General features: G+C 73.9%; 14 protein-coding genes. 5 read left to right on the forward strand and 9 right to left on the reverse strand.

What is annotated here, in order from left to right; genetic code table 11:
* Window positions 1–97 precede the first annotated feature (97 nt).
* A complete protein-coding gene (locus Voc01_RS16520) occupies window positions 98–2,056 on the forward strand; it encodes a beta-galactosidase (protein ID WP_203928312.1) in 1,959 nt (652 codons plus the stop codon).
* Here the strand turns inward: Voc01_RS16520 and Voc01_RS16525 are convergent.
* The gene (locus Voc01_RS16525; RefSeq protein WP_239160246.1) at window positions 2,035–3,249 is read right to left on the reverse strand and encodes an ROK family protein; all 1,215 of its coding nucleotides are present in this window, start codon (window positions 3,247–3,249) and stop codon (window positions 2,035–2,037) included. The genes Voc01_RS16520 and Voc01_RS16525 overlap by 22 nt on opposite strands.
* A complete protein-coding gene (locus Voc01_RS16530; protein WP_203928313.1) occupies window positions 3,246–4,769 on the reverse strand; it encodes a hypothetical protein in 1,524 nt (507 codons plus the stop codon). The genes Voc01_RS16525 and Voc01_RS16530 overlap by 4 nt, the downstream gene beginning before the upstream one ends.
* Before the next feature lie 30 nt (window positions 4,770–4,799).
* Between Voc01_RS16530 and Voc01_RS16535 the strand changes: the two genes are divergently transcribed.
* Window positions 4,800–5,087, forward strand: coding sequence for a DUF1905 domain-containing protein (locus Voc01_RS16535; RefSeq protein ID WP_203928314.1), 288 nt, complete (start codon window positions 4,800–4,802; stop codon window positions 5,085–5,087).
* A 3-nt stretch (window positions 5,088–5,090) separates the two neighbouring features.
* Here Voc01_RS16535 and Voc01_RS16540 read toward each other — a convergent pair whose 3' ends face one another.
* Entirely contained in the window at window positions 5,091–5,615 is a 525-nt protein-coding gene (locus tag Voc01_RS16540) for a hypothetical protein (protein WP_203928315.1), read from the reverse strand.
* Between the two features lie 146 nt (window positions 5,616–5,761).
* Here Voc01_RS16540 and Voc01_RS16545 point away from each other — a divergent pair, with 146 nt between their 5' ends.
* Window positions 5,762–6,511, forward strand: a complete 750-nt coding sequence (locus Voc01_RS16545) for an SAM-dependent methyltransferase (protein WP_203928316.1) — start codon at window positions 5,762–5,764, stop codon at window positions 6,509–6,511.
* Window positions 6,512–6,542: 31 nt separating this feature from the next.
* The gene (locus Voc01_RS16550) at window positions 6,543–6,746 is read left to right on the forward strand and encodes a hypothetical protein (RefSeq protein ID WP_203928317.1); all 204 of its coding nucleotides are present in this window, start codon (window positions 6,543–6,545) and stop codon (window positions 6,744–6,746) included.
* Here Voc01_RS16550 and Voc01_RS16555 read toward each other — a convergent pair.
* The 6 genes from Voc01_RS16555 to Voc01_RS16580 are packed head-to-tail and all read right to left on the reverse strand — an operon-like array spanning window position 6,679 to window position 11,663.
* Entirely contained in the window at window positions 6,679–7,533 is an 855-nt protein-coding gene (locus tag Voc01_RS16555) for a hypothetical protein (RefSeq protein ID WP_203928318.1), read from the reverse strand. The two genes, Voc01_RS16550 and Voc01_RS16555, sit on opposite strands and share 68 nt — an antisense overlap.
* Window positions 7,530–8,627 (reverse strand): glycosyltransferase family 4 protein, encoded by a 1,098-nt coding sequence (locus Voc01_RS16560; protein ID WP_203928319.1) that lies wholly within the window; start codon window positions 8,625–8,627, stop codon window positions 7,530–7,532. Before Voc01_RS16560 ends, Voc01_RS16555 begins: the two co-directional genes overlap by 4 nt.
* Window positions 8,627–8,971: a hypothetical protein gene (locus tag Voc01_RS16565; RefSeq protein ID WP_203928320.1), complete on the reverse strand. Its 345-nt coding sequence runs from the start codon at window positions 8,969–8,971 to the stop codon at window positions 8,627–8,629. Before Voc01_RS16565 ends, Voc01_RS16560 begins: the two co-directional genes overlap by 1 nt.
* Window positions 8,968–9,669: a hypothetical protein gene (locus tag Voc01_RS16570; RefSeq protein ID WP_203928321.1), complete on the reverse strand. Its 702-nt coding sequence runs from the start codon at window positions 9,667–9,669 to the stop codon at window positions 8,968–8,970. Before Voc01_RS16570 ends, Voc01_RS16565 begins: the two co-directional genes overlap by 4 nt.
* A gap of 19 nt (window positions 9,670–9,688) precedes the next feature.
* Entirely contained in the window at window positions 9,689–10,819 is a 1,131-nt protein-coding gene (locus Voc01_RS16575; protein WP_203928322.1) for a glycosyltransferase family 4 protein, read from the reverse strand.
* A complete protein-coding gene (locus Voc01_RS16580) occupies window positions 10,812–11,663 on the reverse strand; it encodes an NAD-dependent epimerase/dehydratase family protein (RefSeq protein ID WP_203928323.1) in 852 nt (283 codons plus the stop codon). Before Voc01_RS16580 ends, Voc01_RS16575 begins: the two co-directional genes overlap by 8 nt.
* A 38-nt stretch (window positions 11,664–11,701) precedes the next feature.
* On the opposite strand from Voc01_RS16580, the gene Voc01_RS16585 reads away from it, so the two are divergent.
* Window positions 11,702–12,613, forward strand: coding sequence for a ribokinase (locus Voc01_RS16585; protein WP_203928324.1), 912 nt, complete (start codon window positions 11,702–11,704; stop codon window positions 12,611–12,613).
* Window positions 12,614–12,933 lie beyond the last annotated feature (320 nt).

Below are 12,933 nucleotides of genomic sequence, written 5' to 3' on the forward strand. Positions count from 1 at the left end.
AACGCGAGCGTAAGTTTCGAATACCCCTTCGTCAAGGCCAAAGAATAAGTCGTGTGGACCCGTTGACGCCGGCTCGTCCGGTATGGAGCATCGCCGCATGGCCTTCGACATCCCCGCTGTGCCCGGGTTCGCGTTCGGCGGCGACTACAGCGCCGAACAGTGGCCCGAAGAGGTCTGGACCGAGGACCTGCGGCTCATGAAGGCCGCCGGCGTCACCATGGTCACCGTCGGGGTGTTCGCGTGGGCGATGCTGGAGACCGCGCCCGGCCGGTACGAGTTCGGCTGGCTCGACCGGCTGCTCGACCAGCTCGCCGGCCACGGCGTCGCCGTCGACCTGGCCACCGGCACCGCGTCGCCGCCGCCCTGGTTCAGCCACGCGCATCCCGGCTCGCTGCCGGTCGACGCCGACGGCCGCCGCCTCTGGTACGGCAGCCGGCAGGCGTACTGCCCGAGCTCACCCGAGTACCGGTGCGCGGCCGCCGCGCTCGCGGAGCGGCTCGCCGAGCGCTACGCCGGCCACCCCGCGTTGGCGATGTGGCACGTCAACAACGAGTACGGCTGCCACATCGCGCGCTGCTGGTGCGACACGTCCGCGGAAGCCTTCCGCGCCTGGCTTTCACACCGATACGGGACCGTCGACGCGCTGAACGCCGCGTGGGGAACCGCGTTCTGGTCGCAGCGCTACACCGCCTGGGAGCAGGTGATCCCGCCCCGGCGCACGCCGAGCTTCCCCAACCCGACCCAGCAGCTGGACTTCTACCGGTTCTCCTCCGACGAGCTGCTCGCCTGCTATCGCGCCGAACGCGACGCGATCCGGCGCCACAGCCCCGACGTGCCGATCACCACGAACTTCAACCGGGACCGGTGGGGCGTCGACTTCTGGTCGTGGGCCGGCGAGGTCGACCTGGTGTCGGTGGACCACTACCTCGTGGGCGAGCACGCCGACCCGTACGCCGACCTCGCGTTCGTGGCCGACCTCGCCCGCTCGCTGGCCGGCGGACGGCCGTGGGCGTTGATGGAGCACGCCACCAGCGCGGTCAACTGGCAGCCGCGCAACCTCGCGAAGCCTCCCGGCCGGCTGCGCCGCGACTCGCTCGGACACGTCGCCCGCGGCGCCGACGCGGTGCTCTACTTCCAGTGGCGCGCCTCGCGGGCCGGTGCCGAGAAGTGGCACTCCGGCATGGTGCCGCACGCCGGCACCGAGACCAAGGTGTGGCGCGAGGTCGTCGGGCTGGGCGCCGACCTGGCGGCACTGTCGGAGGTGGCCGGCAGCGAGGTCGTCGCCGACACCGCGATCGTGTGGGACTGGGCGAACATCTGGGTGCAGGAGCACCCGAGCCGGCCGAGCGTCGACCTCGACCCGGTGCGCTGCGCGGAGCAGTGGCACGCGGCGTTGCGCGCTCTCACGGTCACCTCGGACTTTGCCCCGCCGAACGGTGACCTCTCGCGGTACCGGCTCGTTCTGGTGCCGGCCCTGCCCCTGGTGTCCGATGTGGACGCCGCGAACCTGGTGTCCTATGTGGAGGGAGGCGGCACCGTCCTCATCGGACCGTGCGGCGGCGTGGTCGACGAGAACGACCACGTCCGGCTGAACGGGTACGGCGCCTGGGGCGAGCTGCTCGGCGCGCGCGTCGAGGAGTTCTTCCCGTTGCCCGCGGGGCACACCGTCGGCCTCAGCGACGGCACCCGGGGCCGCGTCTGGACCGAGCTCGCCGCCGCGACGACCGCCGACGTGCTCGTCTCCTACGCCGACGGACCGCTGGCGGGCGCGCCGGCCCTCACGCGGAGGGGGACCGCGTACTACCTGACCACCCACCTCGACGACGCCGCGCTGCGGACCCTCCTCGCGACGGTGGCCCGTTCGGCCGGCGTCGAGCCGGTGCTGGCCGACCCGCCGCCCGGCGTCGAGGCGGTGCACCGCCGCCACCCCGACGGTCGCATGTGGACGTTCGTGGCCAACGACGGCGGCGCGGACGTCGAGGTCGGCGGCGCCGTGCTCGCTCCCCACACCCTCGCCGTGCTGCCTACCCGGGCTCAGCGGCGTGAGATCGACTGAGGGGTCAGGTACTGCTTCAGCGCGAACGTCGCGGCGCCCAGGCTCACCGGGTTGCCCGCGAGCCCGCACAGCGTGATCTCGGTGGCGGCACGCGGGCGGCGCAACGCGTGCCGGTCGACGACCGCGCGGACCTCGGCGAGCAGCGGACCGCCGAGCTGCGCCGCCACCCAGCTGCTCAGCACGATCACCTCGGGGTTGACCAGGTTGATCAGGTCGGCCACGGCGATGCCGAGGTAGCGCGCGGTCTCGGTGACCACCTTCACCGCCACCGGGTCGCCGGCGGCGACACCGCGGGCCAGCGCCGCGATCGTGGCGGTCTGGTCGTCGGGGTGCAGCATCGGGCTCGTCGGGGCCATGTCGCGCAGGTTCTGCATGATGCCGGGCGCGCCCACGTACGTCTCGACGCAGCCGCGGCTGCCGCAGTGGCACAGGCGTCCGTCGACGACCAGCGTGGTGTGACCCCACTCGCCGGCGCTGTTGGTGGCGCCGCGGTACAGCTCGCCGCCGAAGGCCAGCCCGGCGCCGACGCCGGTGCCGAGGTTGACCACCACGACGTCCTGCCGGCCGCGGCCGGCGCCGAACCACAGCTCGGCCACCAGGCACGCCCGGAGCGGGTTGTCCAGGTACAGGGGCAGATTCAGCGACTCGGCCAGCAGGCTGCGCAGCGGCACGTCGTGCCAGTTCCAGTTCGGCGCGTAGACCGACACGCCACCCTCTCGGTCCACCTGGCCCGGCACGCTGACCCCGACGCCCAGCACCCGCTCGGGCGGCACCGACGCCGACGACAGCGCCGCCCGCACGCTCGACACGATGTGCGCCACCACCTGGTCGGGCCGGTTCTCCTCCGGATGCAGCTCCTCCTCGACGCTGGCCAGCACCGCGAGCGCCGGGTCGAAGACCTCGACGTGCACATATGTCTCGGCCACGTCGATGCCGACGAGCCGGCCGCCGTCGGAGTTGATCGACAGGAGCGCGCGCGGCCGGCCGCCGTTGGAGTCCTCGTACCCGACCTCGCTCAGCAGGCCCAGCTCCAGCAGCTCGCCGACGAGGTTCGCCGCGGTGGCGAGGCTCAGCCCGGTGTCGGTGGCGATCTGCTGCCGCGACACCGTCCGTGACGCGGCGCGGGCCGACTGGACGTGCCGCAGCACCTCGAACCGGTTCGCCACCCGGATGTCCCGCGACGTGCGCCTCACGGGGGAAACTCTAACCCTTCGACGAAGGCCCGGACCTCCGCGAGCACGTCGCGGTGGGCGTCACCGTGCGCCGCTGCCGCCGCCTCCACCGCGTCGACCGCGGCGACCAACGGGTCGGCGTCCGCCGCGGCGAGCAGCGCCGGGAACGCGAGTGCCTGCTGCGACCAGTTCGGGCGGCCGTCGGGCCCGCAAACGGTGGTCGACGGCGCCCGCGGATCGTCCAGCAGGCGGCGGAACGCCGCGGCGCCGTCGTCGAACGGCAGCGGCTCGTCGCGCTCCACCGCGGCCAGCGCCTCGGCGACCCAGCCGACGGTGTCCAGGCGCGACACCGCGCAGGCCCGCCGCGCCGACCACCGGGCCACCGCGCGCTGCCGGTCGGGCGTCGCGGCGTCGAGCGCCTCGACCAGGTCGGGGTCGAGCTGCCAGAGCCGGCGCGCGTTCGCCCGCAGGGTGCGGATCCGGGGTGACGGCATGCGCCCGCCCCACCGCCGCAGCTCCTCCTCCTCGCGGCGGCGACGCAGCCCGGCGGCGCGGTGTGCCTCCTCGGCGGCGGCCGCCGCGAACACCGGCTCCCACGGGTGGCGCGGGCCGCCGTCGTGCCGCAGGAGGTGGTCCCACAGCAGGCCGAGCGGTACCGCGTCGGCGGCCCGCACGCCGCGGTGGACCAGCCCGGCGGTGGACAGCTCCACAGTGGACGGTTCGGGGTCGGGCACGGGAACGGCGCGGCCGGGCGGGCTCGCCCACCGGACCGTGGCCCGCACCGTGTCGGGCGGCGCGGGCTCGAACCGGAACCGCAGCAGGGCGTCGCCGACCGGCAGCACGAGGTCGTCGCCGTCGGGGGTGAGCCCGAACCGGTCGAACGACCGGCCCGTCGCCGGCCGCCGGACCTCGACCCGCGGATAGCACCACGGCGGGTCGCCGGACGCCGCGCGGAGCCGTGCCTCGCCGGGCGGTGGGTCCGCCGCGGCCAGCAGGTGCCGCAGCGCCCAGGTCGCCGCGCGGTCGTACCGGTGCCGCGGCGCGATGCCGACCAGGTCGTCGGCGATCGTGACGACCCCGGCGTCGGCGGTCACCGGCCAGACGAAGATCTCGTACCGCTCGGTGCCGTGCGGGCCGGCTGTACCGTCTTGGCCGTGCGGGCCGGCTGTGCCGGTCGGCACGCCGTCGCGGCGGCGGTCGCGGGCGTGCACCCGCACCCGCACCAGCCCGGCGCCGACCGCGAGCCCGACCAGCGCCTCCGGGAAGTCGCCCATCAGCCCGCCGACCGACAGCGACCCCCGCTCGCAGAACAGCGTCGCCTCGCTCGCCGCGTCGAACCCGTCGTCGGGACCGGGCCGGCCGACCGTGACGCGCACCGGCAGCCGCGCCGAGTGCGGCCCGGTGAGCACCGTGAGCGTGCTGGCGCCGGTGACCTGCACCAGCCGGTCGCCGACCGAGTGCAGCGGCAGGTCACCGTGGACGGTGCCGGCGTGGACCAGGAACTGGTGGTGCGACACGTACAGCCGCTCGTACCCCGTCATCGACGCGAGCCTAGTTCCTATGCTGGCCTCATGGACCTGGAGTTCAGTGGCGAGGTGTGGTTCTGGCGGGGGCCGGCGCCCTGGTACTTCGTCACCGTGCCCGACGACGGCTGCCGCCGGATCGCCGCGGCCGCCCCCGACGTCACGTACGGGTGGGGCATGATCCCGGTGAGCGCACGGATCGGCGACACCGGCTGGACGACGTCGCTGTGGCCCAGGGACGGGCGCTACATCGTTCCGGTGAAGGCGGCCGTGCGCAGGGCCGAGGAGGTCGACGAGGGCGACGTCGTGACGGTGCACCTCACCGTCGACGTGTAGCCGTTACGCGCTCGCGTACGGGTTGGTCTCGGCGTCGCCGTAGCGGACCGTGTCGTACGTGCCGTTGTAGTTCTCGTCGGAGGTGACGGTGTTGTACTGGCCGTCCTGGTCGGTGTCGCGGGCCTGCCAGTCGGTGTTGCCGTCGTAGTTCCGGTCGGCTTCCCACGTGTCGGCGGTGCCGTCGTAGTTGCTGTCGGTGACGGTGCGGTCCCACTGGCCGTCGTCGTTGGTGTCGCCGTACGCGGCGTCGAACACACCGTCGCCGTCGCGGTCGGTGTACTGCTCGTCGAACCAGCCGTCGCCGGTCGTGTCGACGTTCTGCGACTCGAACTTGCCGTCGAAGTCGCGGTCGTACTCGGCCGACTCGAGGAGACCGTCGCCGTCGGTGTCGTGACCGACGAAGTCGGCCCGCCCGTCGTTGTTCTGGTCGACGTAGATGTTGTACCCGCCATTACCGTCTGCCTCGACGGTGTGCTGGTCCCAGTTGCCATCGCCGTCGGTATCGACATTGATCTCGTACTCGCTCACGCGGGCAAACCTCTCATCGTTCGACGTCACGGCCGGTCGGTGACCACGATAACCAGGTCATGCCACGTCCGGGGAACCGGTAAACCGGTCGATCCGGCCCACCCGGGCGGTTACCGTGCGAATTCCGCCGTGACCGAGGAGAGCGCTTGGAACTGCCACGCACGTTCACGATCCGCGAGCGCAACCACCGCATCCACAACCCGTTCAGCGCCGGCAAGCTCGCCACGCTCGGCCGGGCGCTGCACCTGCGACCGGGCACGAGCATCCTCGACCTGGCCTGCGGCAGCGGCGAGATGCTGTGCACGTGGAGCCGCGACCACGGCGTCACCGGCACCGGCGTCGACATCAGCACCCCGTTCCTGGCCGCCGCGCGGTCACGCGCCGCCGACCTCGGCGTCGCCGACAAGGTGACGTTCGTGCACGGCGACGCGGGCGGCTACGTCGCCGCGGAGCCGGTCGACGTGGCCGCGTGCATCGGCGCCACCTGGATCGGCGACGGTGTCGCCGGCACCCTCGAACTTCTGCGCCGCAGCCTGCGCCGCCCCGGCGGCCTGCTGCTCGTGGGCGAGCCGTTCTGGCTCGCCGACCCGCCCGACCGGGCCACGCTCGAGGCGTGCCACGCGCAGTCGAAGGACACCTTCCGCGACCTGCCCGGCCTCGTGACGCAGTTCGGCGACCTCGGCTACGACCTGGTCGAGATGGTCCTCGCCGACGGCGACAGCTGGGACCGGTACGTCGCCGCCCAGTGGTTCGCCATCCGCACGTGGCTGGACGAGAACCCCGACGACGAGCTGGCGCCGGCGTTCCGCGCCGAGCTCGACACGGCACCCCTCAACCACGTGCGTTACCAGCGTCAATATCTCGGATGGGGGGTGTTCGCGCTCATGCACCGGTGACTTGCGTAGTCGCAAGGTGCACTATGGGTGCATGAGCTGCCGCCCCGAACCGGGTGTGCCGACCTCGCGGGTCGAACTGGTCGGCATCACCGACAGCGGCTACGCCGTGCGCGACGGACCGCCCGACGCCGACATCATCGTGCTCTCGAAGGCCGACGCCGCCGCGCTCATGGACCTCGATCCGGAGGACCTGTCGGAGGAGGAGTGGATCGGCGTGCTCGGGCCGCGCGGGTGAACTGGTCGTCGAAGAGCCGGGGGAACGGCACCATGCGGTGGCGGTCCCGCCAGGGAGTGGTCTGGCGCACCACGTTGCACCCGGCGGCCGTGACGATCCGGGCCGCGCCCGCGAACAGCGGCCACGCCGGGTACACGTCCAGCCGGTCGACACCGGGATGCGCGACCGGCGACACGAGCACCAGCCGCGGGCGCACCCCCTCCAGCGCGGCGGTCTCCGCGGCGTAGCCGACCAGTTCCGCGACCTCCGCGGCCGGCCCGGAGTGCACGACCAGCCAGGCGCCGTCGTCGAGCGCGGGGCCGCCACCGGGGGACCCGCCGGGAGGGTCGACCAGGTCGAGCGGTGCCATGACACCGGACGTCGCGGCCAGGTCGGCGTGGTGGTCGGCGGTGAGCGGCTCCAGCAGCCACGTCCGGTCGAACCGCGGCAGCGGACCGGTGGCGACCGCCCGGTACCGCGTCCACCGCAGCAGCCGCGCGAGATGGGTGACCGAGCCGACCGACGCCGGCACCGACGCCGCCGTCAGCTCCCCGTACCGCCCGCCCGGGAACGCGTCGACGACCAGTTCGGTCGGCGCGAGGTCACGCAGCGCGGAGACGAACCACGGGCCCGGGTCGGCGCCGGGCGGCGGGCCCACCGTCCGGTGTGGACCCACGACGCGCGGGTCGGCCGCGAACGGCGACGACGTGAGGATGACCGCCTCGCGGCCGGGGTGCACCGTGTGCAGGAACGCCCGTGCCCGGGTGAGGTGCCCGAGCCCGCCGCCGGCGGCGTAGCAGACGATCACGCCACCTCGGACAGCACGCGCAGGTAACCGTCGACCTCGCGGGCCGGGTCGTAGTGCGCGCGGACCCGTTCCACCGCGGCGGCGCCGAGCGCGGCCAGCCCGTCCGAGGTGCACAGCGCGGCCCGGTGCACCGCCGCCCGGCAGCCGGCCGCGTCGCCGGCGCGGAAGGGGAACCCGATGGTGTCGTCGACCAGGTCGGCCAGGCCGCCCGCGTCGGAGGCCAGCAACGGGATGCCGAGCGCGGCCGCCTCGAGGGCGACGTTGGGCAGCCCGTCGTAGAACGACGGCAGCGCCACCACGTCGCACGCGGCGTAGACGGTCAGCAGCTCGTACCGGTCCAGGAACGGGAACGTGCTGTGCGCGACCCGGTCGAGCCAGGGCGCGAGGTCCGGTTCGAGCTCGCCGGCCAGCACCACGTGCAGCCGCTCGGCGTGCCCGCTCGCCAGCACCGCGTCGAGCAGGAACCGCACGCCCTTCTTGTTCTTCAGCTGCCCGACGAGGCCGATGGTCCGCCGGTCGGAGGCGACGTTCTCGGCCCGCCACGCCGCCGCCTTCTGCCGCTCCGACGGCAGCACCTCCCAGCCGGTGCGCTCGATGCTGTTGCCCACCAGCGTCACCCCGACACCGGGCGCCACCGCCTCGACGAGCGGCGCCGTACCGCTGGCGACCACGCACACCCGCGCCGAGGCGCGCAGCGCGGCGAGCACCACCGCCTGCCGCCGCACGGAGAACATGCCGGTGTCGAAGTCGTTGCCCCGCAACAGGGTGACCAGGGGCGTTCCCGCCCACGCGGCGTAGACCGGCGCGGCCAGCAACGGGTACGTGCCGCCGAACGCCACGACGTGCGTGTACGGCTCGGACCCCACGAGGGTCCACAGGAGACGGAGCGCGTGCTCGGGGTCCTCGGCCAACGGGACCGTGACCAGCCGTCCGCCCAACTCGTGCTGCACCGTGACCGGCTGGTCGCGGCGGCTCAGGTGCGCGACGTCCAGCGTGACCCCGGCGGCGCGCAGCCCCCGCACGATCCGGTCGCACGACTGGGCCATGCCGCCGCGGCTCGGCGGATAGTTCTCCGTGACCCACAGCAGCCGCATCAGCTGTCCACCAGGCGGTCGTCGCCGTCCGCTCCGTCGGAGTCGTACTCGGTCTCACCGCCGGCACCGGGGTCGAACGGCGCCCGGTCGAAGTCGTCGAGCCGCTGGAACAACGCGACGTCGCCGAAGTCGTGACCGCTGGACGAGAAGAAGCCGCGCCGGTGATGCGCCGACGACGCGTGCGGGTTGCCCAGGTACCCCCGCTGCGCGGCGCACTCCGGGCACAGGCCGGCGTCGGCGATGTGGATCGCGCACAGTGGACGGCCGCACGCCGGGCACGTGGCCGCGACCGGCCGGCCGCACCGGCGCAGCACGAAGAACCCGGTCGTGACGGTACAGATCATGGGGTCCACCGGAAGGTCTCGGCCATCACGGACAGGATGTAGTGCACCTGGTGCTCGTTCGAGGGGATCCGGTCGAGCCGCCCGGTGACGGTCAGCGCTGTCCTCGGTCCCGACCGCGCCTTCACGCGCATCCACGACGGCGGCCGCGACGGCGGACGCTGCCCGGCCACGCCCTTCGGCAGCGCCCGCGTGACCCGGATCAGCTGGACCTCCTTGGTCTTCGTCTTGGTCTTGTGCTTGCCGCGCGGGTTCACCTTGTGCACCCGGCGGTAGCGGACCCGGTCGGTGACCGAGACGTCGATGCTGCTGCCGTCACGCAGCACCGCGCGCACCCGCAGCCACGGGTCGACCTCGTACCACATCGTGGCCGACCGCACCGGGCGGCGGACCGGCAGGTCGTGGCGCGGCCCGGCCTTCTCCGGCACCTTCGGCCCGCGCAGGTCGGCGGTGATGGCGACCGCGCCGGTGGCCGGCAGGTCCTGCATCACCACGTCGACCAGCGGCACGACCACGCCGAACGTGCGCGGCGGCAGCGACCACTTCGACCGCTTCACGATCGCGTCGTGGCCCCGCATGCTGTGCAGGATCGCCGCCCAGCCGGTGCGGTCCTGGGTGGTGTAGAGCACCCGGTGGAACACGACCATCTGGTGCATCGGCTGGAACTTCTCGATCGCGGCGCGGGTCTTACGCCAGAGCATCCCCGCACCGTACCAACGATCAACAGAGCTGGTCGTACACCGTCGCGAGACGGGCCCGCGCGTGCGGCCACGTGAAGTTCTCGGCGATGCGGCGTCGGGCGTTGTCGGCCAGTTCCCGTGCCTTGTCCGGATACTCCAGAACCATCCGGATGGCGCGGGCCAGCTCGGCCGGCCGGTCGGGTGGCACGAGCCGGCCGTGCACGCCGTCGGTGACCAGCTCGCGCACCGCGGGCAGGTCGGACGCCACCACCGGCACGCCGGCGGCCATCGACTCCCACACCTTCAGCGGGCTGCACCCCTGGAGAACATTGCGAGGGGACCCGGTGAGCGGCGCGACCGACACCTCCGCGTGCGCCAGCCACGCCGCGACCTCCGCGTGCGGAACCGTGTACCGCCAGTGCACCTCGACGCCGAGCCGGTCGGCGAGCCGGCGCAGCGGGCGCGCCCGCTGCGCCGGCACCGACGAGCAGACCACGAGCGCCAGGTCCTCCAGGTCGCGCAGCCGGCCGAACGCCCGCAGCAGCACGTCGACGCCCTGCCACGGCTGCAGCGCGCCGACGTAGACGAGGTAGCGCCCCGGCGCGTCCGCGGGTCTCGCGGTCGGCCGGGGCAGGTCGGCGCCGTTCGGCACCACGTGGACGTCGCGCGCCCCGCGCGCCCGCACCGCACCGGCGATCACCGCGCTCGGCACGACGACGGCCGCGGCCCGTTCGAGGCAGTAGCGCTCGATGGTCTCCAGCTTCGCCAACGTCGACGGGGCCACCCGCGGCCACGCGTGCGGAAGCTCGATCGACGGCAGCCCGTTCGCCTCGTACACGAGCCGCGCGTCGGTGACCTCCAGCGCGGGCACGGCGCCCCACGGGTCACGCACGTGACACAGCTCCAGCGTGTCGCGGTGCGGCGCGAGCCGGTCGGCGACCCAGCCGGAGAACGCGTCGGCGCGGTCGAGGAGGTTCGGCACCGGCTCGTCGAACCGGTGGATGTGTACCTCTCCCTCACGCTGGTAGCGGGGAAGGTCGCCGCCGCCGAGCACGCACAGCAGGCCGCCGCCGAACCGGTCGAACAGCTCGCCGGCCATGTGCCGGATGTGCACCGCCGAGCCTTTGGTCGACGGGAACCGGTCGAACGAGACGTAGGCGGCCCTATGCATTCTTCTGCCACTCCAGCTGCCGGCGCAGGCCCTCGTCGAGGTCGGTCCGCGCGGTCCAGCCCAGCAGTCGCGCGGCCCGTTCGGTCGACGCCCAGGTGCGGGTCACGTCGCCGGGAGCCGGCGCTGTGCGGGTCACCGCGGGGGAGGGACCACCGACGAGCGCGACGATCCGACGCAGCGCGTCGTCGACGCGCACCGGGTGCCGGTGCCCGACGTTGAGCACCGTTCCGGGCGGCAGGTCCGCGGTGACCGCGCGGACCGTCGCGTCGACGACGTCGTCGACGAACGTGAACGACCGCGCCTGGCTGCCGTCGCCGAAGACCGGCACCGGCCCGCCGGACAGGGCCGCCGCGAAGAACCGGTGGAACGCCATGTCGGGGCGCTGGCGCGGCCCGTAGACGGAGAAGTACCGCAGGACGACCGTGTGCAGACCGGACTCCCGGGCCAGCCGCTCCGCTTCCTTCTTCGAGTGCCCGTACGGGCTCTCCGGGTGGGTCTCGTCGTCCTCCGCGCAGGGTCTCGTCGCGGACCCGTACACCGACGACGAGGACGCCAGGACCACCCGCGGCACGTTCCCGCACGCCGCCAGGAGCCGGCGCGTCGCCTCGACGTTGTCGCGCCAGGTGGCGGGATCCGCGGACCGGCGGACCCCGGGCCGCCCGGCCAGGTGGACGACCGCGTCGGCGCCGGCGACGTGCGGCGGCACGGTTTCCGCGAGATCGGCCCGGACGTGTGTCCCTCCCGGCGCCCTGTCGACGCCGACGACCTCGTGCCCGGCGGCGCCCAGCGCGTCGACGACGTGGCTACCGATGAACCCGGCCGCGCCCGTCACGACAATCCGCACGGGAGCGAACTCTACGTCGCGTCCGATACCGTGACGCGATGCCCGGCGAGTTGGTCGTCCTCGGCAGCCTGAACCTCGACCTGGTCCTCCCCGTCGGGCGGCTGCCCACCCCGGGCCAGACCGTGCTCGGCGGCGACCTGCGCCGGCACGGCGGCGGCAAGGGCGCCAACCAGGCCGTGGCCGCCGCGAGGCTGGCCGGCGCGGCCGGGTTCGTCCGGCTCGTGGGCCGGGTCGGCGACGACCCCGACGGCGCCTTCCTGCTGGCCGACATCGCCGCCGCCGGTGTCGACGTCTCCGGCGTCGTCGCCGACCCCGGGTCGACCACCGGCTGCGCGCTGATCCTCGTGGACGACCGGGGCGAGAACATCATCGCCGTGGCACCGGGCGCCAACGGCCGCCTCGACGCGTCCGACGCCTCGCGGGCGGCGGGGCCGCTGTCCGCCGGCGACACGCTCGTCTGCCAGTTGGAGGTGCCGGTGCCCGTGGTCGCCGCCGCCGCGCACGCCGCCCGGGCGGCCGGTGCGACCGTGGTGCTCAACGCCGCCCCGGCGGTCACGGTGCCGGCCGACCTGCTGTCCGACGTCGACATCCTGGTGGTGAACGAGCCCGAGGCCCGCGCGCTCGGCGCCGCCGATCCCGCGGCACTGGCCGCGCGCACGGGCTGCGCCGTCGTGGTCACGCTGGGAGCCGCCGGTGCGGCCGTGGCGCCGGCTCCCGGCGTGACCACGACGGGACCGGTGACCGGCGTGCCGAGCCACCCCGTCGACATCGTCGACACCACGGGAGCGGGCGACGCGTTCGTGGCCGGGCTGGCGCTGGCGCGTCACCGGGGAGCCGACCTCGTGGAGGCGGTCCGGTTCGCGGTCGCGGCCGGTGCGCTGGCGGTGACCGCCCACGGCGCCCGGGGCGCCGACCTCTCCCCGGAGCGGGTCCGCGCCCTGCTGCACTGACGCCTCCGCTGCACCGACGACGACCCTGACGCGGAAGTCTGGGCGTCCGCCCCGGTGCGGCACGGTGCGGCACGGTGCGGCACGGTGCGGCACGGTGCGGCACGGTGCGGCTTCGGGCTTCGACGACGCTCGATCCAGTGCGCTGTGGGCGGTGAAACCCGCACCGGATCGAGCGTCGTCGAACAAAAAGCGCCCAAGTGGTGTCCCGAGTCGCAGCTTCGCGTGCAGTCGTGGAATGGGCAAAGCCGACATTCCAGCTCGGACGGCCCCCCGCCGCCACTGTCCGTCATCGCAAACCTGCCCCATTGGATCTGTGCCGG

It is taken from the genome of Virgisporangium ochraceum, assembly GCF_016863655.1.
GTDB lineage: Bacteria > Actinomycetota > Actinomycetes > Mycobacteriales > Micromonosporaceae > Virgisporangium > Virgisporangium ochraceum.

Bases quoted from the DNA above. Each gene is read 5' to 3' on its own strand.
- Voc01_RS16520 (WP_203928312.1), top strand. From the start codon at position 98: ATGGCCTTCGACATCCCCGCTGTGCCCGGGTTCGCGTTCGGCGGCGAC.
- Voc01_RS16530 (WP_203928313.1), bottom strand. From the start codon at position 4,769: ATGACGGGGTACGAGCGGCTGTACGTGTCGCACCACCAGTTCCTGGTC.
- Voc01_RS16535 (WP_203928314.1), top strand. From the start codon at position 4,800: ATGGACCTGGAGTTCAGTGGCGAGGTGTGGTTCTGGCGGGGGCCGGCG.
- Voc01_RS16550 (WP_203928317.1), top strand. From the start codon at position 6,543: ATGAGCTGCCGCCCCGAACCGGGTGTGCCGACCTCGCGGGTCGAACTG.
- Voc01_RS16560 (WP_203928319.1), bottom strand. From the start codon at position 8,627: ATGCGGCTGCTGTGGGTCACGGAGAACTATCCGCCGAGCCGCGGCGGC.
- Voc01_RS16565 (WP_203928320.1), bottom strand. From the start codon at position 8,971: ATGATCTGTACCGTCACGACCGGGTTCTTCGTGCTGCGCCGGTGCGGC.
- Voc01_RS16570 (WP_203928321.1), bottom strand. From the start codon at position 9,669: ATGCTCTGGCGTAAGACCCGCGCCGCGATCGAGAAGTTCCAGCCGATG.
- Voc01_RS16575 (WP_203928322.1), bottom strand. From the start codon at position 10,819: ATGCATAGGGCCGCCTACGTCTCGTTCGACCGGTTCCCGTCGACCAAA.
- Voc01_RS16585 (WP_203928324.1), top strand. From the start codon at position 11,702: ATGCCCGGCGAGTTGGTCGTCCTCGGCAGCCTGAACCTCGACCTGGTC.